Origin of the sequence: Streptomyces sp. NPDC058086 (assembly GCF_042885015.1) — a bacterium.
GTDB lineage: Bacteria > Actinomycetota > Actinomycetes > Streptomycetales > Streptomycetaceae > Streptomyces.
In genome coordinates this window covers 80639-102216 of the sequence record NZ_JBHVST010000006.1, presented here as the reverse complement: position 1 = coordinate 102216, position 21578 = coordinate 80639, and the positions used below count along the sequence as shown (strand labels likewise).

The 21578-nt window shown below is 71.0% G+C and carries 17 protein-coding genes and 1 pseudogene; 14 read left to right on the top strand and 4 right to left on the bottom strand.

Annotation, left to right across the window (positions count from 1 at the left end; translation table 11 throughout):
• Nucleotides 1-68 precede the first annotated feature (68 nt).
• The 5 genes from ureA (at nt 69) to cimA (ending at nt 6311) form a co-directional block, all read left to right on the top strand.
• Nucleotides 69-905, top strand: a complete 837-nt coding sequence (gene ureA / locus ACFVWD_RS06815; protein ID WP_389594289.1) for an urease subunit gamma — start codon at nt 69-71, stop codon at nt 903-905.
• The gene (locus ACFVWD_RS06810; RefSeq protein ID WP_095852443.1) at nt 902-2578 is read left to right on the top strand and encodes an urease subunit alpha; all 1677 of its coding nucleotides are present in this window, start codon (nt 902-904) and stop codon (nt 2576-2578) included. Before ureA ends, ACFVWD_RS06810 begins: the two co-directional genes overlap by 4 nt.
• A 14-nt stretch (nt 2579-2592) precedes the next feature.
• A complete protein-coding gene (locus ACFVWD_RS06805) occupies nt 2593-3630 on the top strand; it encodes an agmatine/peptidylarginine deiminase (RefSeq protein WP_248296998.1) in 1038 nt (345 codons plus the stop codon).
• A gap of 80 nt (nt 3631-3710) precedes the next feature.
• Nucleotides 3711-4247, top strand: coding sequence for a TetR/AcrR family transcriptional regulator (locus ACFVWD_RS06800; protein WP_389594371.1), 537 nt, complete (start codon nt 3711-3713; stop codon nt 4245-4247).
• A gap of 459 nt (nt 4248-4706) precedes the next feature.
• Nucleotides 4707-6311, top strand: a complete 1605-nt coding sequence (gene cimA, locus ACFVWD_RS06795; protein ID WP_168511480.1) for a citramalate synthase — start codon at nt 4707-4709, stop codon at nt 6309-6311.
• Between the two features lie 426 nt (nt 6312-6737).
• Here cimA and ACFVWD_RS06790 read toward each other — a convergent pair whose 3' ends face one another.
• Complete coding sequence (locus ACFVWD_RS06790) at nt 6738-8606, bottom strand: lectin (RefSeq protein WP_389594288.1); 1869 nt, start codon at nt 8604-8606, stop codon at nt 6738-6740.
• Nucleotides 8607-8887: 281 nt separating this feature from the next.
• Between ACFVWD_RS06790 and ACFVWD_RS06785 the strand changes: the two genes are divergently transcribed.
• Nucleotides 8888-11905: a glycoside hydrolase family 3 N-terminal domain-containing protein gene (locus ACFVWD_RS06785; RefSeq protein WP_389594287.1), complete on the top strand. Its 3018-nt coding sequence runs from the start codon at nt 8888-8890 to the stop codon at nt 11903-11905.
• Between the two features lie 220 nt (nt 11906-12125).
• Nucleotides 12126-13475, top strand: coding sequence for a hypothetical protein (locus tag ACFVWD_RS06780; RefSeq protein ID WP_389594286.1), 1350 nt, complete (start codon nt 12126-12128; stop codon nt 13473-13475).
• A 26-nt stretch (nt 13476-13501) separates the two neighbouring features.
• On the opposite strand, the gene ACFVWD_RS06775 is transcribed toward ACFVWD_RS06780, so the two are convergent.
• Entirely contained in the window at nt 13502-14002 is a 501-nt protein-coding gene (locus ACFVWD_RS06775) for a MarR family winged helix-turn-helix transcriptional regulator (protein ID WP_389594285.1), read from the bottom strand.
• A gap of 60 nt (nt 14003-14062) precedes the next feature.
• On the opposite strand from ACFVWD_RS06775, the gene ACFVWD_RS06770 reads away from it, so the two are divergent.
• Nucleotides 14063-15109, top strand: coding sequence for an FUSC family protein (locus ACFVWD_RS06770; RefSeq protein WP_389594284.1), 1047 nt, complete (start codon nt 14063-14065; stop codon nt 15107-15109).
• Nucleotides 15110-15217: 108 nt separating this feature from the next.
• Here the strand turns inward: ACFVWD_RS06770 and ACFVWD_RS06765 are convergent.
• Nucleotides 15218-15730, bottom strand: a pseudogene (locus ACFVWD_RS06765) (LuxR C-terminal-related transcriptional regulator); the annotation flags it as partial.
• Between ACFVWD_RS06765 and ACFVWD_RS06760 the strand changes: the two are divergent.
• The 4 genes from ACFVWD_RS06760 to ACFVWD_RS06745 are packed head-to-tail and all read left to right on the top strand — an operon-like array spanning nt 15714 to nt 18728.
• Nucleotides 15714-15905 (top strand): hypothetical protein, encoded by a 192-nt coding sequence (locus ACFVWD_RS06760; RefSeq protein WP_389594283.1) that lies wholly within the window; start codon nt 15714-15716, stop codon nt 15903-15905. The pseudogene ACFVWD_RS06765 and the gene ACFVWD_RS06760 sit on opposite strands and share 17 nt — an antisense overlap.
• The gene (locus ACFVWD_RS06755; protein ID WP_389594282.1) at nt 15902-17449 is read left to right on the top strand and encodes an ABC transporter permease subunit; all 1548 of its coding nucleotides are present in this window, start codon (nt 15902-15904) and stop codon (nt 17447-17449) included. Before ACFVWD_RS06760 ends, ACFVWD_RS06755 begins: the two co-directional genes overlap by 4 nt.
• Complete coding sequence (locus ACFVWD_RS06750; RefSeq protein ID WP_389594281.1) at nt 17446-18315, top strand: ABC transporter permease; 870 nt, start codon at nt 17446-17448, stop codon at nt 18313-18315. The genes ACFVWD_RS06755 and ACFVWD_RS06750 overlap by 4 nt, the downstream gene beginning before the upstream one ends.
• Nucleotides 18316-18365: 50 nt before the next feature.
• Complete coding sequence (locus ACFVWD_RS06745) at nt 18366-18728, top strand: DUF4180 domain-containing protein (protein WP_389594280.1); 363 nt, start codon at nt 18366-18368, stop codon at nt 18726-18728.
• Nucleotides 18729-18828: 100 nt separating this feature from the next.
• On the opposite strand, the gene ACFVWD_RS06740 is transcribed toward ACFVWD_RS06745, so the two are convergent.
• Nucleotides 18829-19488 carry a class I SAM-dependent methyltransferase gene (locus tag ACFVWD_RS06740; RefSeq protein WP_389594279.1) on the bottom strand — a complete coding sequence of 220 codons (660 nt, stop codon included), beginning with the start codon at nt 19486-19488 and terminating at the stop codon, nt 18829-18831.
• A 214-nt stretch (nt 19489-19702) separates the two neighbouring features.
• On the opposite strand from ACFVWD_RS06740, the gene ACFVWD_RS06735 reads away from it, so the two are divergent.
• Together ACFVWD_RS06735 and ACFVWD_RS06730 are read left to right on the top strand one after the other, a co-directional pair.
• A complete protein-coding gene (locus ACFVWD_RS06735) occupies nt 19703-20638 on the top strand; it encodes an ABC transporter ATP-binding protein (protein ID WP_168495867.1) in 936 nt (311 codons plus the stop codon).
• The gene (locus ACFVWD_RS06730; RefSeq protein ID WP_389594278.1) at nt 20635-21483 is read left to right on the top strand and encodes an ABC transporter permease; all 849 of its coding nucleotides are present in this window, start codon (nt 20635-20637) and stop codon (nt 21481-21483) included. The genes ACFVWD_RS06735 and ACFVWD_RS06730 overlap by 4 nt, the downstream gene beginning before the upstream one ends.
• Nucleotides 21484-21578: the final 95 nt, after the last annotated feature.

Here is a 21578-nt window from a genome sequence, read left to right as displayed (position 1 = left end):
GTTCCGTTCCACGAATCTCTTGTTTAGAGTGGTGTTCTAAATTGAGGAAGGCAAGGAGGTGCCCGGACATGAGACTGACCCCCACGGAACGTGACCGGCTGCTGCTCTTCGGGGCCGCCGAGCTGGCCCGTGCCCGCCGGGCCCGGGGCCTCAGGCTGAACGTCCCCGAGGCGACCGCCCTCATCGCGGACACCGTGTGCGAGGCGGCCCGGGACGGGCGTCGGCTCGCCGAGGCGATCGCGGCGGCCCGGGCGGTGCTCGGCCCGGACGACGTCCTGCCGGGCGTCGCCGACGTCGTCACCGAGGTGCATGTCGAGGCCGTCTTCGACGACGGGTCCCGGCTCGCGATCGTCAGCGACCCCCTCGGGGGCGGGCTGGGGGAGCGGGCGCCCGGCGCGCTGCTGCCGGGGCCGGAGCATGCCGAGCCCGCCGCGGTCGTCCGGCTGACCGTCACCAACACCGCGACCGTTCCTGTCTCCGTCACCTCGCACTTCCACTTCTTCGAGACCAACCCGCGGCTCGACTTCCCGCGGGCGGCGGCCTACGGGATGCGGCTCGCGGTCCCCGCCGGGTCCTCCGTGCGCTTCGGGCCGGGGGAGAGCGCCGAGGTCGGGCTGCTGCCCATCGGTGGTGAGCGGATCGCCATCGGCTTCGCGGGACTGGTCGACGGGCCGCTGGACGCACCCGGAGCCAGGGAGGAGGCCCTGCGCAGGGCCGCCGCCTGCGGGTACCTCGGGGCCGGTGATGCCGGGGATCCCGGAGATGCCGGGGACGCCGGGGACGCCGGAGACGCTGGGGACGCCGGAGATGCGGGAGATGCGGGAGATGCGGGAGATGCGGGAGACGCCGGGGACACCGGAGATGCCGGGGGCGTCGGGGAGAACGAGGGAGCTGAGCGGCGATGAATCCTTACGAGTACGCAGCCACCCACGGCCCCCGCGCCGGCGACCGCGTCCGCCTCGGTGACTCAGGGCTGACCATCCGCGTCGAGTCCGACGCCCAGCGCTACGGCGACGAGTTCCTCGCCGGTTTCGGCAAGACCGCCCGCGACGGACTGCACCTCAAGGCCGCCGCCGTCCGCGAGACCTGCGACGTCGTCATCAGCAACGTGGTGGTGATCGACGCGGCCCAGGGGATCCGCAAGGTCTCCATCGGCATCCGCGAGGGGCGGATCTGCTCGATCGGACGGGCCGGGAACCCCGACACCCTCGACGGGGTCGACGTCGTGGTCGGTACGGGGACGTCGATCGTCTCGGGCGAGGGACTGATCGCCACCGCCGGAGCCGTCGACACCCACGTGCACCTGCTGTCGCCGCGCATCATGGAGGCCTCGCTCGCCTCCGGCGTCACCACGATCATCGGCCAGGAGTTCGGGCCGGTGTGGGGCGTCGGCGTCAACTCGCCCTGGGCGCTGCGCCACGCCTTCAACGCCTTCGACGCCTGGCCGGTCAACATCGGCTTCCTGGGCCGGGGTTCGTCCTCCGACGCCGCCCCCCTCGTCGAGGCCCTGGCCGAGGGCGGCGCGAGCGGCTTCAAGGTCCACGAGGACATGGGCGCCCACACCCGCGCCCTCGACACCGCGCTGCGCGTCGCCGAGGAGCACGACGTCCAGGTCGCCCTGCACAGCGACGGGCTGAACGAATGCCTGTCGGTCGAGGACACCCTGCGCGTCCTCGAAGGCCGGACCATCCACGCCTTCCACATCGAGGGCTGCGGCGGCGGGCACGTACCGAACGTCCTGAAGATGGCGGGAGTCCCGAACGTCATCGGCTCCTCCACCAACCCCACCCTGCCCTTCGGCCGGGACGCGGTCGCCGAGCACTACGGCATGATCGTCTCCGTCCACGACCTGAAGACCGACCTGCCCGGCGACGCGGCCATGGCCCGCGACCGGATCCGCGCCGGGACCATGGGCGCCGAGGACGTGCTGCACGACCTGGGCGCGATCGGGATCACCTCCTCGGACGCGCAGGGCATGGGACGCGCGGGCGAGACCGTACGCCGCACCTTCGCGATGGCCGGGAAGATGAAGGCCGAGCGCGGCGCCCCGGCGGACGTGGACCACGACAACGAGCGCGTCCTGCGCTACATGGCCAAGCTCACCATCAACCCCGCCATCGCGCACGGACTCGCCCACGAGGTCGGCTCGATCGAGGTCGGCAAGCTCGCCGACATCGTCCTGTGGCGCCCGGAGTTCTTCGGCGCCAAGCCGCAGCTCGTCCTCAAGTCCGGCTTCCCGGCGTACGGTGTCGTCGGCGACCCGAACGCCGCCACCGACACCTGCGAACCCCTCGTCCTGGGGCCCCAGTTCGGGGCGCACGGCGCGACGCCCGCCGAGATCTCGGTCGCCTTCGTCGCCCAGGCCGCGCTCGACCAGGGCAACGACCTCATGCCGACACGCCGGCGCCGGGTCGCCGTGCGCGGCACCCGCGGGATCGGCCCCGCCGACCTGCGCCTCAACTCCCGTACCGGATCCGTCGACGTCGACCAGCGCACCGGCCTGGTCACCCTCGACGGCGACCCGCTGCGCTCCGAGCCCGCCGACTCGGTCTCCCTCAACCGCCTCTACTTCCTCTGATGAAGGTGCACGTCATGACCCCTGCCGCCGACGGTTTCCGGATGCCCGCCGAGTGGACCCCGCACGAGCGCACCTGGATGGCGTGGCCGGGCCCCAACCCCACCTTCGACAACCCCGACGACCTCGCCGAGGCGCGCGCGGCCTGGGCGGCGGTGGCGCGCGCGATCCGCCGGTTCGAACCGGTGACGGTCGTGTGCGGGCCGGGCCAGTCGCAGGCGGCCCGGGCGCTGCTCGGTCCGGACGTCGACACCGTCGAACGCGAACTCGACGACGCCTGGATGCGTGACATCGGCCCCACCTTCCTCACCAACGGGAAGGGCGAACTGGCCGCCGTGGACTGGACGTTCAACGGCTGGGGCGCCCAGGACTGGGCCCGCTGGGAGCACGACGCCAAGATCGGCGCGTATGTCTCGGACCTCGCGGGGGCGAAGACGTACGCCTCGAAGCTGGTCAACGAGGGCGGTGCGATCCACGTCGACGGCGAGGGCACCGTGCTCCTGACCGAGACCGTGCAGCTCGGCCCCGAGCGCAACCCCGACTGGACGCGCGAGCAGGTGGAGGCGGAGATCCACGCCCACCTCGGCACCCGCAAGGCGATCTGGCTGCCGCGCGGGCTGACCGGCGACTACCCCCCGTACGGCTTCGGCACGCTCGGCCATGTCGACATCGTGGCCGCCTTCGCCCGCCCCGGAGTCGTGGTCGCGCACTCCCAGCCGGACCCGGCGCACCCCGATCACGAGGTGACCAAGGAGGTCATCGGCCTGCTCAAGGCCGCGACCGACGCGCGCGGGCGCCGTCTGGAGGTCGTCGAGGTCCAGGCCCCGACGATCCTGGAGGCCGACGGTCACTGGGCCGACTACTCCTACATCAACCACTACCTCTGCAACGGCGGCGTGGTCCTCTGCGGCTTCGACGACCCGCGCGACGAGCTCGCGGCCGGCATCTTCCGACGGCTCTTCCCCGAGCGGACGGTGACACTGGTGGACGCACGTACGATCTTTGCCGGAGGCGGTGGCATCCACTGCATCACCCAGCAGCAGCCGAGGATCTGAACCAGGAGTCGCACGTGGCAGGGGACAGCGCGCCGCGGAGGAAGAACGCGCCTCCGCGCGAGGACGTGCTGGCAGCCGCCATGGACATGATCGCCGAGCGCGGTCTGGAGAAGCTCACCATGGCGGCGCTCGGCCGCGAGGTCGGCATGAGCAGCGGTCATCTCCTCTACTACTTCCACTCCAAGGACGAGCTGCTGCTGCGGACCCTGGAGTGGAGCGAGGGGCGGCTCGGCGCCGAGCGCGGTCGGTTGCTCGCCGCCCGGGGCACCGCCCGGGAGCGGCTCGACGCGTACGTCGACCTGTATGTCCCCGACGGCCACCGCGACCCGCACTGGACGCTCTGGCTGGAGGTCTGGAACCGCTCGCAGAACGCCGACGACGCCGCCCGCGAGCGGCAGGTCGCCATCGAGGGCGCCTGGCACCGCGACCTGGTCGCGCTGCTCGCCGAGGGTGTCTCGCGCGGCGAGTTCCGGCCGGTCGACCCGGACCGCTGCGCCGCCCGGCTGCGGGCCCTCCTCGACGGCTTCTCCATCCATGTGGCGATCGGACTGCGCGGCACGGACAGAGAGCGGATCCTGCTCCACGTAAGGGAGTTTCTGGACGAATCCCTGAGCTGAGTCACTCGGCCTGCTCGCGCTCACCGGCGCGGCCGTACCGTCCGACGCGGGGGCGGGCTACGGCGGTGCGGTCGTCCTGCTTGTCGCCCGCCTGCTGCAAGGACTCTCGGCGGGCGGCGAGTACGCGGCCAGCGCCACCTACCTCACCGAGGCCTCGGCGCGGTTCGCATCCTGAGACAACCCGTGAGCATCGGGGCGGTATGTGCCAGACTGCCCCCGTGCTCTCGTTCGCCATGATTATTGGCAGCAGGCGCGCCGGTCCGCAGTGACCGCCACGTACCACCACGTACGGGCGGACATCGTCGTCCTCGACCCGCGCGCAGACCTCTCGCACCCGCGAGAGGTTTTTCGTTTTCCTGGCCCACCTCAAGCCGGGAAGGGAGCGCGAGGGATCATTGGAGGACGGTGGAGCCGGTCATTCCGGTACAGACCGAGATCCGACATCAGGAGCCGAACACCATGACCGAAACCAGCGAGCTCGACGATTCGTTCCACGTCTTCGACACGACGCTGCGCGACGGCGCGCAGCGTGAGGGCATCAACCTCACCGTGGCGGACAAGCTGGCCATCGCACGGCACCTGGACGACTTCGGCGTGGGCTTCATCGAGGGCGGCTGGCCCGGCGCCAACCCGCGCGACACCGAGTTCTTCGCCCGGGCCCAGCAGGAGATCGACTTCAAGCACGCCCAGCTGGTCGCGTTCGGCGCCACCCGCCGCGCGGGCGGCAAGGCGAGCGAGGACCCGCAGGTCAAGGCCCTTCTCGACGCCGGTGCCCAGGTGATCACCCTGGTCGCCAAGTCCCACGACCGCCACGTCGAACTCGCACTGCGCACCACCCTCGACGAAAACCTGGAGATGGTCCGGGACACGGTCTCGTACCTGCGCGAGCAGGGCCGCCGGGTCTTCGTCGACTGCGAGCACTTCTTCGACGGCTACCGCGCGAACCCCGAGTACGCGAAGGCGGTCGTCCGCGCGGCCTGGGAGGCGGGCGCCGACGTCGTCATCCTCTGCGACACCAACGGCGGCATGCTCCCCGCCCAGGTCCAGGCGGTCGTCGCCACGGTCCTCGCCGACACCGGCGCCCGGCTCGGCATGCACGCCCAGGACGACACGGGCTGCGCGGTCGCCAACACCCTGGCCGCCGTCGACGCGGGCGCGACCCACGTCCAGTGCACCGCGAACGGCTACGGCGAACGGGTCGGCAACTCGAACCTGTTCCCGGTCGTGGCCGCCCTGGAACTGAAATACGGCAAGAAGGTCCTCCCGGACGGCGCCCTGCGCGAGATGACCCGGATCTCGCACGCGATCGCCGAGGTCGTCAACCTCACCCCCTCCACGCACCAGCCGTACGTCGGAGTCTCGGCCTTCGCCCACAAGGCGGGCCTGCACGCTTCCGCGATCAAGGTCGACCCGGACCTCTACCAGCACATCGACCCCGAGCAGGTCGGCAACACCATGCGGATGCTGGTCTCCGACATGGCGGGCCGCGCGTCGATCGAGCTCAAGGGCAAGGAACTCGGCATCGACCTCGGTGGCGACCGCGAGCTGGTGGGCCGCGTCGTGGAACGCGTCAAGGAGCGCGAGCTCCAGGGCTACACGTACGAGGCGGCGGACGCGTCCTTCGAACTCCTGCTCCGCGAGGAGGCGGAGGGGCGGGCCCGCACGTACTTCCAGGTCGAGTCCTGGCGCGCGATCGTCGAGGACCGCCCCGACGGCACCCACGCCAACGAAGCCACCGTCAAACTCTTCGCCAAGGGCGAGCGCATCGTCGCCACGGCGGAGGGCAACGGTCCGGTGAACGCGCTCGACCGTGCCCTGCGGGTCGCCCTCGAAAAGATCTACCCCCAGCTCGCCAAGCTGGAGCTCGTGGACTACAAGGTCCGCATCCTGGAAGGCAAGCACGGCACCCAGTCCACCACCCGCGTCCTCATCTCCACCTCCGACGGAGCGGGGGAGTGGTCCACGGTGGGCGTCGCGGAGAACGTGATCGCGGCGTCCTGGCAGGCGCTGGAGGACGCGTACACGTACGGCTTGCTGCGCGCGGGCGTAGAGCCGGCGGAGTAGCCGACCGCGCCCGCTCAGCTCCCCGCCCACCCGATTCGGTCGTCTGCGGGTGGGCGGGGGCTGGTCGCGCAGTTCCCCGCGCTCCTGAGGCGGGGGCTTCGCCCCGCGTCCCCCGCCCGCCCGGATTCGTTCGGCCGTCGGCCGGTGGGGGCTTGGCGCGCAGTTCCCCGCGCCCCTGACGGGGCGCTGCGCGCATCTTTCAGCCCGTCCGGCGTCTGAGGACGAGGCCGGGGCCGATGCCCCACCCACTCTCCGGTCCACCCACCCACCCCAGCCCGTATCACTCAGCCCGTCTGGCGTCTGAGGACGAGGCCGTTCAGGCCGATCGGGGGTCTGGGGGCGGAGCCCCCGGCGGGGTGGAAGGGGCGGAGCCCCTGGGATGGGACGGGTAGGGGCGGCGGGGGCGAGGAAACGGGGCGAACCCCCTCAGCGCAGCGCCCACTTCTGATTGGCCGCCCCCGTGCAGGACCAGATCTGCGCCCGAGCCCCATTCACCGCGGAGTTGTCCGTCACGTCCAGACACTTCCCCGCCGCCGCGTTGACCACGTCACCCGTCGACCCGTTGTACGACCACCGCTGCGCCCCGGTCCCATTGCAGTCGTAGAGCTGAACCTTCGCCCCATCAGCCGTGGACGCCGACGTGACGTCGAGGCACTTGCCCAGGGCCTGGACCGACCCGTCCCCCGCCACCGTCCACCGCTGGGCGTCCGAGCCATTGCAGTCGTACAGCTGAACCGCCGTACCGTTCGCCGACGACCCCCCGGCCACATCAAGACACTTGCCCGCGAGCCCCACGAACGCCCCCGCCTGTCCACCCCCACCGACCTGCTGCCCAGCCCAGGTGAACGTCGCGGAAGTCTTCCCCGGCAGCGAGTACGTCGCGTGCTGCGAGCCCCAGTCGATGGTCACGGTCTTCGCGGACGAGGAGTCGTTGTAGGCGATCAGCGCCTTGGAACCGTCAGGATTGCGCCACGCCACGTTCGGCACGGACGTACTCGCCGTAGAGGCCACCCGCTGCGCCCCCGGCCGCACGAACTTCGTCAACTGCCCCATCGTGTAGTACTCGATCGTGTAGTCGACCTGCCCACTCGCCCCGTCCCCGTTGTGAACGGTGATCAGCCCGGAGCATGTCCCGCACCCCCCGTTGTGCGGCCCCCGGTTCTGATCGACGGCCAGCGACCACTTCGTCACCGACTTCGCCCAGTTCCGCGTGTAGTCGACGATGTTGAGCATGTCCTCGCGCTGCTGGTTGGCGATCCAGGTGCCACCGGAGTGCTCGGTCCCGAAGGCGTCCACCCCCGGGTACTGGTTGTGCACGCTCGTCTGCTTGCCCACGTCCCCGCCGTACCCGTGCCAGGCGATCCCCCCGAAGTTCGGATGCGCGCGCACGGCCGCGTCGTCGACGGTCTGGGCGGCGTACGAGTCGTACACGTCCCAGTTCCAGTCGTGCGCCAGCACCTTCGTGGACAGCCCCGCGGCCTGCAGCTTCGGCAGCAGCTCACTCTTCGTGAAGTACGCGAGCCCCGACGCGTTCCAGCTCATCGACGGGTACCCCGAGCAGCAGGTCGGCTCGTTCTGCGCGGTGACGTAGGAGACCGGCACCCCCTGGTCCCGGTACGCCTGGAGGTACTTCACGAAGTACGAGGCGTACGCCCCGTAGTCCTCCGCCTTCAGCCAGCCCCCGTTGAGCTGGCCGCTGTCCTTCATCCAGGCGGGCGCCGTCCACGGCGAGGCCATCACGGTGAGCGAGGGGTTCAGCTGGAGCGCCTGCTTGGTCAGCGGCACCACATCGGCCAGATCGTGCGCGATCGAGAACGACGAGAGGGACGGGTCGCTCTGCCCGGCCGGCACGTCGTCGTACGTGTACCCGTACCGGGCGAGATCGGACGCGCCCATCGGATTCCGCAGGAACGAGAGCCCGATGCCCTCCGTCGGCGAGAACAGCTTCCGCATCGTCGCGTCCCGGGTGGCCCCCGACAGAGCCCCGCTGCTGTTCATCAGCCAGGCCGCGGTGTCGGTGAAGGACGCGCCGCCGCCCGTGAAGGTCTGGTAGCGGGTGTTCTCGTCGACGGTGATGTTCTCGCCGCTGCCACCGGTACCGGCCTGGAAGGCGAACGGCGTCTGGGCCTGCAGCCCGCGGACGACATGGCGTCCGCCGTCGTCGTCCGTCGTGGTCAGCCAGGCCGTGACGGGTTCGCCCGCGGCGTGCGCGGGCGCCGCCGTGACGGCGGTCAGCCCGGCGGTGGTGAGCAGTCCGGCGAGAAGAAACCGGACCGCCCGAGTGGATCTCCTCATGACGCGTCGCCCTTCTGGGTGTGGGGGAGGGGGCGTGCGAGCCGTGAGTAAATGACGGCTTCGGGTCCACGTCAAGGGGTCTCGCGTTCAGGGCGTGAAAGAACAACTGCCCTGATCCGGCCGCACATTGCCCGTGTACCGGTTCTGACGTGAAGTCTTGACGGCCTCCCGGGACGCCAGTTAACTCACGCCGTGATCTAAGTCGTAAGAGACCAACCGGAGATGCCGTCAGGCGCCCGGTCAGGGAACACCAGGGACTACGTAGAGTCGAGGGAAGGTCCATGCGAAGAACCGCCCTGCTCGCCTCCGCCGCTTTGCTCACGGGGCTGCTGCCGCTTCTTTCGGCCGGAGCGGCCACGGCCGACGAACCGGCCCCCGTCCCCGTCGACCGCTTCGAGGGCGAGGTCCCCTTCGCCAATCCCCCCGCCGGGGGCCTGTTCACCTGGGGCGGCGACGCCGACGACCCGCCCGCGCTCGCGCTGACCACCCGCACCGACGCCCCCGAGGGCACCCAGGTCCTCACCGGCACCTACGACATCAGCGGCTACGGCGGCTTCACCCACGACTTCGCCTTCGATCAGCCGGCCCACGACTGGTCGGCCCACAAGGGCATCCGTTTCTGGTGGGACGGCCAGAACAACGCCAAGAAGGTCGCCTTCGAGATCAAGGACGGCGGCGCCAACGGCGAGGCCTCCGAGCTGTGGACGACATCCTTCACCGACGACTTCACCGGCTGGAAACAGATCGAGATCCCCTTCACCGACTTCACCTACCGCACGGACTACCAGCCCGTCGGCGGCATCGACCAGGTACTCGGCCTCACCCAGATGTGGGGGTACGCCCTCACGCTCCCGGTCGGCGTCAAGGGCCGGTTCGCCATGGACGACGTGGAGTTGTACGGCAAGGCCGACCAGTCCCTGCGCGCCTCCGTCACCACCGACTCCGCCGTCCACCCGGTGAAGGAGGGAGCGACGGCGACGGTGAAGCTCTCCGTCGCCACCACCGGAGCCGCCCCGATCGACGAACCCGTGACCGTCGCCTACGAGAGCGCGGGCGGCACCGCCGAGCCCGGCAAGGACTACACACCGGTCAAGGGCGAGATCACCTTCCCGGCGGGCACGGCCTCCGGCGCCACCCGCACCATCCAGGTCCCGACGCTGCGCGACAAGTCCGCCGAACCCGCCGAGACGATCCCCCTGAAGCTCACGGTCACCGGCGCGAAGGCCCCCGCCGAGACCCCGCAGATCGTCATCGACGCCCACGGCCTGCCGTACCTTGACCCGAAACTGCCCGTGAAGAAGCGGGTCGCCGACCTCGTCTCCCGCATGTCCCTGGAGGAGAAGGCCGGGCAGATGACCCAGGCCGAACGCGGCGCGCTCACCGCGCAGGGCGACATCGCCACCTACGACCTCGGCTCGCTCCTGTCCGGCGGCGGCTCGACCCCGACGCCCAACACCCCCGAGGCATGGGCGAAGATGATCGACGCCTTCCAGCTCCGGGCGCAGGCGACACGGTTCCAGATCCCGCTGATCTACGGCGTGGACGCGGTGCACGGCCACAACAACCTCACCGGCGCGACGATCATGCCGCACAACATCGGCATCGGCGCGGCCCGTGATCCCCAGCTGGCCGAGCGGACAGGCGCCGTGACGGCGGCCGAGGTGCGCGCCACCGGCATCCCCTGGGACTTCGCTCCCTGCCTCTGCGTCACCCGCGACGAACGCTGGGGCCGCTCCTACGAGTCCTTCGGCGAGGACCCCGCGCTCGTCGAGTCCATGGAGACGATGATCCAGGGCCTCCAGGGCGCCGCCAACGGCAAGGACCTGAAGGACAACGACAAGGTACTGGCCACGGCCAAGCACTTCGTCGGCGACGGCGGCACGGAGTACGGCTCGTCCACGACGGGCTCGTACACCATCGACCAGGGCGTCACGAAGGTCACCCGGCAGCAGTTGGAGGCCGTCCACCTGGCGCCGTACCAGACGGCGGTCGACCGTGGCATCGGCTCGGTCATGCCGTCCTACTCCTCCCTCGACATCCTCGGTGACGGCAGGGGCCCGGTGAAGATGCACGCCCGGGCGGACATGATCAACGGCGTGCTCAAGGACCGCATGGGCTTCGACGGATTCGTCATCAGCGACTGGCAGGCCATCGACCAGATCCCCGGCGACTACGCGTCCGACGTCCGTACGTCGATCAACGCGGGCCTGGACATGATCATGGTTCCGTACGCCTACAAGGACTTCCGTACGACGCTGGTCGACGAGGTACGGGCGGGCCGCGTCAGCGAGGCACGAGTGAACGACGCCGTGTCCCGCATCCTCACCCAGAAGTTCAAACTCGGCCTCTTCGAGAAGCCGTACGCGGACACGAGCGGCGCGGCGGCGATCGGCTCCGCCGGTCACCGGGCGGTCGCCCGCGAGGCGGCGGCCAAGTCCCAGGTCCTCCTGAAGAACGCAGCCGGGGTACTGCCCCTGAAGAAGTCCCAGAAGGTGTACGTGGCCGGTTCGAACGCCGACGACCTCGGCAACCAGACCGGCGGCTGGACGATCACCTGGCAGGGCGCGTCCGGGAAGCACACGGACGGTACGACGATCCTGCAGGGCATGCGCAATGCCGGCGGTGACGTCACCTACTCGAAGGACGCCTCGGCGCCGACGTCCGGCTACGACGTTGGTGTGGTCGTCGTGGGCGAGACCCCCTACGCGGAGGGCGTCGGCGATGTGGGCAACGGCAACGACCTCGCCCTGACCCCCGCCGACCAGGCCGCCGTGGACAAGGTGTGCGCCGCCATGAAGTGCGCGGTCCTGATCGTCTCGGGCCGCCCGCAACTCATCGGCGACCGCCTGGGCGAGATCGACGCCCTGGTGGCCTCGTGGCTGCCCGGCACGGAGGGCGACGGCGTGGCGGACGTGCTGTACGGCAAGCGCGCCTTCACCGGCCAGCTCCCCGTCACCTGGCCCAAGTCGGAGAGCCAACTCCCGATCAACGTCGGTGACGCGTCCTACGATCCCCAGTTCCCCTACGGCTGGGGCCTGACCACACTCACGAAGGTCCCCGGGGGCGGCGAGGCCACGCTCAAGGCCCTCACCCTCCTCGCCCGGACAGCGGACCGAACCGGCTCGGCGCGACTGGGCCGCGCCGCGGTCACCAAGGCCCGCCTCCTGGTCCAGCAAAGCACGGGCTCAACCATCACCCCCGCACTCGCCAAACCCTTCGCGGAGGCCGACCACCTACTCCTGACCGCCCACTACACCCAGGCACTGACGAAACTCCTGGAGGCATACCGAGCCAGGTGACGGCCAGAGGCCGATGTGTTGCGGGGGCGTGGGGGCTGATCACACAGTTCCCCGCGCCCCTGAAGGAGCGCTGCGCGCATCCCCGGCCCGTCCGGCGTTTGAGGACGAGCCCTTCGGGCGACGGGGGTGTAGGGGGGCGGGGGGCGAGAACCCCTCGGGCCACCCCGCCCCCACCAACCCCAATGCCCAGTTTTGCGCACGTTCAGGTAGCTTCGGAGATATGAAGGCCGCACTGATCCGAGGACTCCCCGGACTGCTGATCGCGCTGACACTCGCCGCCCTCACGGCACTCGCCCTCACCGCACCCCCCGCCCACGCGGCCACAGGCGTGGGAACAGTGGCGGCAGCCCTCCGCAAGAGCCCCGTCTACGTGGACCCGGCAGCCTCCGCACAACTCTCCAAGGCAGACGCCGACACCCTGGCCAAGAAGATCAAGAACGCGAACAAGCCCGTCTTCGTGGCCGTCCTCCCCGCGGACTTCCCCACCCAGAACCTCTTCCAGAACCTCCGCACCGACACCGGCATCACAGGCCTGTACGCCATCAGGCTGGGCACCCGCTTCGACGCCCGCGCCGACACCGCGGTCATGCCCCGCACCGCCGTCCAGAACCTCGTCACCAGCGTCCAGGGCGAACCCACGAAGACCCAGCTGAACAACTTCACCGACCGCGCCCTGGCCAACATCAACGGCTCGGCCCCCAAGAGCTGGGGCTCGACCGACGGAAACGGCGTCTCCACCGGCGCCCTCATCGCGGTGGCCGCGGTAGCCGTGGCGGGAGGCGCGGGCGCCTACACCCTCGTACGCCGCAACCGCCGCCGCAAAGAGCGGGAACAACAGGAAGCGCTGGACAAACTCCGCGTGGTCGTCGACGAGGACATCACCGCGTTCGGCGAGGAACTCGACCGGCTCGACTTCCACCCAGCCGAGGCCGGCGCCGACGACGCGATGCGCGCCGACTACGAACGCGCGCTCGACGCCTACGAACAGGCGAAGTCGTCCATGGCCGCGGCCCGCCGCCCGGAGGACGTACGCGCCGTCACCCAGTCCCTGGAGGACGGCCGCTTCTCCCTCGCGCTCTTGTCCGCCCGCCGCGAGGGCAAGCCCCTGCCCGAACGCCGCGCCCCCTGCTTCTTCGACCCGCGACACGGCCCGTCGGTCGCCGACGCGACCTGGACCCCGGCAGGCGGCGCTCCCCGCGAGGTCCCGGTCTGCGCGGCGGACCAGGCCCGTCTGGCGGACGGCCGCGCCCCGGCGGTCCGCGAGGTCGACACCGACTACGGCCGCCGCCCGTACTGGGACGCCGGCCCGGCCTACGGCCCCTGGGCGGGCGGCTACTTCGGCGGCGGCCTCCTCCCCGGCCTCCTTGTCGGCACCCTGCTCGGCAGCGTGATGGCCACGCCCTCCTACGCGTCCGACTACGGCTCCGGTTACGGAGACTTCGGCGGCTACGGCGGCGGTGACGTCTCCGGCTCCGACTTCGATCCCGGCGACTTCGGCGGCGGCTTCGGGGACGGCGGTGGCGGCGACTTCGGCGGCGGCGGAGGAGGAGACTTCGGCGGCGGCTTCTGAAGCGGAGCCTCCCGAGACGAAGGCCGCTAGAGCGAAGGCTTCCGAAACTCGGCCGCCCCGGACGAAGGCTCCTGAAGCGCAACCGTCCCGGACGAAGGCTCCTGAGGCTCCGTCTCCGCGAGGCGGTCCATCAGCGCCCCCGCCAGCCGCAACACCTCGCGCTCGGTCTCGTTCAACGTGCCGAGCGCCGCCGCCAGCCAGGCATCCCGCTCAGCCATGTCCCGCTCCAGCGCCCGCAGCCCCTCCACGGTGAGCGTCAGCACGGACTGGCGCCGGTCCGCGCTGTCGGCCGTCCGCGCGATCAGCCCGTCCGCCTCCAGCTCGGCGAAGACCCGGGTCAACGACTGCGGCCGCTGCCGCTCGGCCGCCGCTACCTCGCCGGGCGTCGCCGCCCCGTGCCGACGCAGGTGCCCCAGCACCCCCAGCTGATTCGGACTGAGGCTGCCCTCGCCCCGCTCCTGCCGCAGCCGCCGATTGAGCCGGACGACACCACGTCGGATCTGGGCGGCATAGGAAAGGTGATCCACCCTCTTATCGTAAGCCAAAACTTACTATCCACCAGCCTCGATCCCTCTACTATCAGCACCATGCCCGTCAAACACATACGCAATGCTTACGAAGCAGCGCTGACCATGACGGCCGTGCTGCTCTCCTACTCCCTCGCCCTGTGGCTGGAGGACGCCGCCGCACTGCACACGGACGTCCTCGTCCTCGCGGTCGCGCTGACCCTCACCCTGGCCCGCACCCAACGGACCGCCGACACCCGCGGCCGCCTCACGGCCTGCGTCCTGCTGCCGGCCCTGGCCGGCGCGGCAACCCTGCTCGGCCACCTGATCGCCGACCACTACGCACTCGGCGCCGCGGTGTTCACCCTCGCCATCTCCTTGCCCATCTGGATCCGCCGCTTCGGCCCGGCCGCGACGAAGGCGGGCACGCTGATGACGTTGCCGCTGGTCGCCCTGCTCGTCGTCCCCGGCCCCGCGCTGCCACCCAGGGCCCAGAGCGCGCTGTTGAGCTGGGGCTGGTCGGCGGTGATCGGGCTGCTGGCATGCGGCTGCGTCTGGCTGGTCCAGATGTCCGCCGACCGCCTCGGCCGCTGGCAGCCCGACCCGGAGCCGCACCGCCCCCGACGAGCCTCCCGACTGCGCCCCGTCCCCAGCACCCGCATGGCATGGCAGATGGCCGCCGCCGTCGCCGCGGCCTTCACCCTCGGACGGCTCCTCTTCGACCACCACTGGCCGTGGATGGTCCTGACCGTGTACGTGGTCGCGAGTGGCAACCGCGGCCGCGACGACGTCATACGCAAGGGAGTCGAGCGCCTGGTCGGCGCCTGCGCCGGCACACTGCTCGCCACCGCGGTGGGCGCCGCCGGCATCACCGGCCGGACCTCCGTCGTCCTGATCTTCGCCGTACTGGCCGTCGCCCTGTGGCTGCGTCCGCTGAACTACGCCTACTGGGCCGCCGGCATGACCACCGCCCTCTCCCTCCTCCTCGGCTACTTCGGCCAGGACGCGCAGGACCTGCTGCCCACCCGCCTCGCGGCGATCGCGGTCGGCGCGGTCCTGGCGGTCGCGTCGGCCTGCTGCGTTCTGCCGGTCCCACGCCGCCGCACACCGGCCCCCAGCCCCGCCTGACTAACCCCGCCACCCCTGTCCACGCAGTCCCTCCCCACTCGGTCTCATCCCGCGCACGCCCTCCCCCCCCCGCGGATCCTGCCGCCCGAACGCCTCCGGGGCCGCCGCACGCGGCACGACCAGCCCCGTCTCGTACGCCGTCACGACCGCCTGCGTACGGTCGCGCAGCCCCAGCTTGGACAGCACCCGGCTGACATGGGTCTTCACGGTCTCCTCGCCCACCTGGAGCCGCGCGGCGATCTCCGGGTTGGACAGCCCTTCCGCCAGCAGCCGCAACACCTCCGTCTCGCGCGGGGTGAGCACGCCGAGTGCCGTCCCCGTCGGCGCCCTGGGTTTGAGCCGGGCGAACTCGGCGATCAGCCGACGGGTGATGACGGGCGCGAGCAGCGCCTCCCCGGCGGCCACGACCCGTACCGCCTCGAACAGCCGCTCCGCCGTCACGTCCTTCAGCAGGAACCCGCTCGCCCCGGCCGCGAGCGCGTCATACACATGCTCGTCCAGATCGAAGGTGGTGAGGATGAGTACGCGCGGCGCGTCCCCGGCCTCCGGCTCCATGAGCTCGGCGGTGGCCTGGATCCCGTCCATGACCGGCATCCGTACGTCCATGAGGACCACGTCGGGACCTCACGGTCACCGGTCTGCCCGCATCGTCGCACTGCTCGCCGCGGCCGGCGTCCCCTTCGCCGAGGTCGGCGCGCACCGGGCGTCTTTGGAGGAGGCGTACATGGAGCTCACCCGGGACGCGGCGGAGTTCACGTCGACTCCGGACCTGACGGACGGCGAGGTGACCCGATGACCTCGACCGTCACTCCCTACCGTTCCCCGCTCAAGCCCGCCCGCGAGGGGTTCGGGCGCCTGTTGCGCGCGGAATGGAGCAAGTTCTGGACGGTGCGCGTGTGGGTGCTGGCGCTCGTCGTGGCGGCGGCGGTCACGGTCGCCATCTCCCAGCTCGCCGCCAGCGGCTCCGTCGACGATTCCAACGAGCACCCGGTCACCGTCGGGCCCGACGGCACCCGCGTCAACGACAGCTTCCACTCCGTCCACCAGTCCCTCCCGGCGGACGGCAGCGTGACGGTCCGCGTGTCCGACCTGAAGGGCGGCGGCCGGGACCCGGAGCCGTGGGCGAAGGCCGGCGTGCTGGTCAAGGCGAGCACGAAGGCCGGCAGCCCGTACGCGGCCCTGATGCTCACCCCCGACCACGGCGTCCGCCTCCAGTGGAACTTCACGCACGACCAGGCGGGCAGTGCCGCCTCCGGTACGGCCCCGCACTGGCTGCGCATGACCCGCTCGGGCACCCGCCTGACCGGATACGAGTCCTCCGGCGGCGTCCACTGGACGAAGGTCGGCTCGGTCACCCTGCCGGAGCTGCCGAAAACGGCACAGGCGGGCCTGTTCGTCGCCTCACCGCTGCACAGCAACCTGCGCCGCTCGTTCGGCGGCACGTCGGAGACGGCCGGCGGCACGACCGCCGGGGCGACCTTCGACCACCTGGCCCTGAGCGGCGCCACCGCGACCGGCTCGGCCGCCTGGACGAGCACGGACGTGGGCGCCCCCGATCCGAATGACCCGGACACCCCGCAATCCGGCCCTGCCCGCGCCGAGCCGGGCACCACCACCGTCTCCGCGACCGGTGTCTACACCCTCACCGGCCATGGCGACATCGCCCCCGACGAGACCGGCGCCGACAGCGTCCAGATGAGCTTCCAGGGCGTCTTCGTGGCCATCCTCTTCACGGTCGCCCTGGGGGCCCTGTTCATCACGACCGAGTACAAGCGCGGCATGATCCGTACGACGTTCACGGCGACCCCGCGCCGGGTGCGGGTCCTCGCCGCGAAGGCCCTGGTGATCGCGGGCGTCACCTTCGCCGTCAGCCTGCCCGCCACGGCGATCACCTTCCCCCTGGCCCAACGCACGATGCGTGCGCATGGCTTCGCGCCACCTGCCTACCCCGACCTGTCACTCCTCGACTCACCCGCCCTGCGGGCGGTGGTGGGCAGCGCGGCACTGCTGTCCCTGGTGGCAGTGCTCGCCCTCGCCCTGGGAGCGATACTCCGCAACAGCGCGGGCGCGATCACGGCCGTCGTGGTCCTTGTGATCCTCCCGCAGATCCTTGCCTTCGCCCTCCCGCTCCCGATCGCGAACTGGCTGCTGCGTGCGACCCCGGCGGCGGCTTTCGCGGTCCAGCAGGGCGTGACGCACTACCCCCAGGTGCAGCACAACTGCCTCCCGGAGAGCGGCTGTTACCCCATGGCCCCGTGGAACGGCTTCGCCGTCCTGTGTGCGTACGTGGCCGTGGCGCTCGCCCTCGCGGCCTGGCGCCTGCGCAGGAGGGATGTATGAGGCGCGCGCGGCCGGTACTCCGCGCCCACCCCGCAGGGCCCTCGCTCCGTGCCCACCCCGCACTCCGCGCACAGCCCGCACTCCGCGCACTCCACGCCGAGTGGACCAAACTCCGCACGCTGCCCAGCAGTTGGCTGCTGCTGGCCGCCACGGTGGCCCTGACCTTCGCCGTGGGCACGGCCGCGGTGTCCTCGGTCAGCACCCGCGAGTGCGCGAGTGCCGCGGCCTGTCACGAGGACACGGTGAAGCTCGCCCTGACGGGTATGTGGCTCGGCCAGGCGATCGTCCTCGTCCTGGGCGCCCTGTCGATGGGGGCGGAGTACGGCACGGGCACGGTACGGACGACGCTGACGGCGATCCCACGCCGGGCGACGGTTCTGGTGTCGAAGGCGGTGGTGCTGGCCGCGGCGACAGGCATCGCGGCCGGCACGGCGATCCTCGCCTCCCTCGCCACGGCCCGCTGGATCCTCCCGGCCAACGGCTTCACCCCCGAGGCGGGCTACCCCCTCCTCTCTTTCACCGACACCCCCACCCTCCGCGCCGCCTTCGGCTCCACCCTCTGCCTGATCCTCATAGCCTTCCTGGGCCTGGGGCTGGCGGTGCTGCTCCGCGACAGCGCGGCGGCGATCACCACGGGCCTGGGAATCCTCTACGTGGTCCCGCTCATGTCCGACCTCCTGGGCTCACCCGCCTGGAAGGACCGCCTCGAGCGCTGGGCCCCCATGCCGGCGGGCCTCGCCATCCGCGCGACGAAGGACCTCACCCGCCTGCCGATCGCCCCCTGGCCGGGGCTGGGGGTTCTGGCGGCGTACGCGCTGGGGGTGCTGCTGGTGGGCGGCGCGATATTCGCACGCCGGGACGCGTAGCCGGGAAATGCGTGGTCCGGAGGGCGCCTTCACGCCTAGCCTCGATCTTCATGAGCACCCTGCAGACGATCCATGACGTGCCCGTGATGATGTGTGCCGCCGAGGGCGAGATCATCGGGGGCGAGGGCGACGCCCTGGATCTCATCGGCAACGCCGCCTATCAGGGCGCCCAGTGGGTGGTCATTCCCGCCGAGCGACTCGACGAGGCGTTCTTTCAGCTGCGTACCCGCGTGGCCGGTGACATCGTCCAGAAGTTCGTCAACTACCGAGTGGCACTCGTCGTCCTTGGAGACATCTCCCGTCACACGGAGGCCAGTTCGGCGCTGCGGGACTTCGTCCGTGAGTGCAACCGGGGGCGGCAGACCTGGTTCCTCACCGATGTCGAGGAACTGCGGGAACGGCTGAAGGGCTGACGGCCGAAGGGCCAATGGCTGCTGAAGGACCAACGGCTGCTGAAGGGCCACTGGCTGAAGGGCTGGGCGTGTTGTGCCGTGGCGTTGTCGGAATCCGACCTCATGACCGTTCCGGCTTTCGGGCGAGGAACGTGGCGACCGTCCTCTTGGCTCCTTCGCCGGGCTCCTGCACCAGCCGCGCGGTGACGACGAGCCCGGCCTGCTCCAACAGCTCGGCCACCCGGTCCGGTGGCAGCAGGTAGGACTCGAAGGACACCGGATGGCCGCCGTACGCCTGCGTGGGACGCAGATGTTCTCCGGCTCCCACATAGCCGGCGATCATCAGACGGCCGCCGGGCGCGAGCGTGCGACGGAACTCGGCGAACACGACCGGCAACAACTCCGGTGGCGTGTGGTGGACGGAGTAGTAGGCGAGGATGCCGCCGAGCTCGTCGTCCTTGAGAGGCAGCTCGGTCATCGACCCGACGGTGAAACGCAGACCGGGGTTGGCCCGACGGGCCAGCTCGACCATCGCTGGGGAGAGGTCGATGCCGAATGTGGACACCCCCAGTTCGGCGAGGTAGGCCGTCACCCGGCCGGGCCCGCATCCCAGGTCCGCGAGGGCGCCGGCGCCGGTCGTCCGTACCATCTCGGCGAACGCGACGAGCATCGCGCGCGACAGCGGATCCAGCTGCGCCGGGGTCTTGACCTGTTCGGCGTAGTCGGCGGCCACCCTGTCGTACGACTCCCGGACGGCGGCAAGGTAGGCGAGATCAGTCACGCGGGCGACTGTAGGGGATGGCCCGCGACCTCCGTAACCACCAGGGCGTATGCGGGAGGTGACGTCATCCCCCACGCGTGGCCCCGTGGTACCTCGGTACTACGGGCCGCACCTCATTGAGCTCCCGGGTACCACGGATCCCGGTCCGCGGGCCCCTAGCGTGGCGAGTGAGCAGTCTGGCGGGGTCAGGCCCCCCGAGCGTGAGGGAAGAGCAATGATCGAGGCACATCAGCTGACGAAGCGGTACGGGGAGAAGACGGCGGTCGACCGACTCGACTTCGTCGTGAAGCCCGGCACGGTCACCGGCTTCCTGGGCCCGAACGGCGCGGGCAAGTCCACCACCATGCGCATGATCGTCGGACTCGACGCGCCGTCCGGCGGCAGCGTGACGGTCAACGGCAAGCACTACGCCGAGCACACCGCGCCGCTCCAGGAGGTCGGCGCGCTGCTGGAGGCCAAGTCGATCCACCCGGGCCGCTCCGCGTTCGACCACCTGATGGCGCAGGCCTACACCCACGGCATTCCGCGCCGCCGGGTGGAGGAGGTCATCGAGCTGACCGGTCTGCAGTCCGTGGCCAAGAAGCGCGCGGGCGCCTTCTCCCTCGGCATGGGCCAGCGGCTGGGCATCGCCGCGGCGCTCCTCGGCGACCCGGCCACCATCATGCTCGACGAGCCGGTCAACGGACTGGACCCCGAGGGCGTGCTGTGGATCCGCAACCTGCTGACCGGACTCGCGGCGGACGGCCGTACGGTCTTCGTCTCCTCGCACCTGATGAGCGAGATGGCACTGGTCGCCGACCACCTGATCGTCGTCGGCCGTGGTCGCCTGCTCGCCGACACCACCGTGCAGGAGCTGGTCCAGCAGGCGGGCGGTGACACCGTGACCGTGGCCTCCGACCAGTCGGCCCGCCTGCGCGAGGTCCTGGCCGGCCCCGGCGTCGAGATCACCGGCGAGGTCGGCTCCGAGGAGCTGCACGTGACGGGCCTGTCCGCGCGGGCCATCGGTCTCAAGGCCGCCGAACACGGCATCCCCCTCTTCGAGCTCAGCTCCCGGACCGTCTCGCTGGAACAGGCGTTCATGGACCTGACCCGTGACGCCGTCGAGTACCACGCCACCGCCACCGTCGAGGCCCCCGGGAGGGCGGCATGAGCACCATCACCGTCACCGACACCTCCGCGCCCGCACCGGCGCGGACGGCACGTCCGGAGTACAAGGTCACCGGCCGACGCGTACTGCGCTCGGAATGGGCCAAGCTGTGGTCCCTGCGCTCCACCTGGATCACCCTCGGTCTGGGCCTGCTGTTCCTGGTCGCGTTCGGCGTGATCGCCGCCGCGCACTACAAGTCCCAGATCAACTCCGGTGAGCGGCTGCGCCCGGACGACGCCACGGCCACCGCGCTCAGCCTCTCCGTGTTCGGCACGAACTTCGCCCAGCTGGCGCTCGGCGTCCTGGGCGTGCTGGTCACCGCCGGCGAGTACTCCACCGGCATGATCCGCTCCACCCTGGCCGCCGTCCCGCGCCGCCTGCCGGTGCTGTGGTCCAAGGCGTCGGTGTTCGGCCTGGTCGCCCTCGTCGTCTCCACCATCGGCGTCTTCGTCGCGTTCATGATCACCAGCGGGATAGTCTCCGGCACCCCCGCGGCCCTCACGATCTCCCACTCCGGTGTCGTGCGCAGCCTGCTGGGCGCGGGCCTCTACCTCGGCCTGGTCGGCGTGATCGGCACCGCCCTGGGCGCCCTGCTGCGCTCGGTCGCCGGCGGCATATCGGTCCTGGTCGCCTCGCTGATGCTGATCCCCGGCCTGATCTCGCTGCTGCCCACCTCGTGGCAGGACAACATCAGCCCGTATCTGCCCAGCAACGCGGGTCAGTCGATGTTCGCGCTCACCCACGACTCGACGACCCTCGCGCCCACGGCCGGGCTCCTGGTCTTCCTCGGCTGGACCGTGCTCGCCCTGGCGGGCGCCGCCTACCGCCTCCTGCGCACCGACGCCTGACGCCTGCTGGAGAGACACCCGGAGAGACACCCGGAGAGACACCCGGCGAGACACGCGGACGGGAAGGCGGCCGGACACACAATGGACAGGTGACA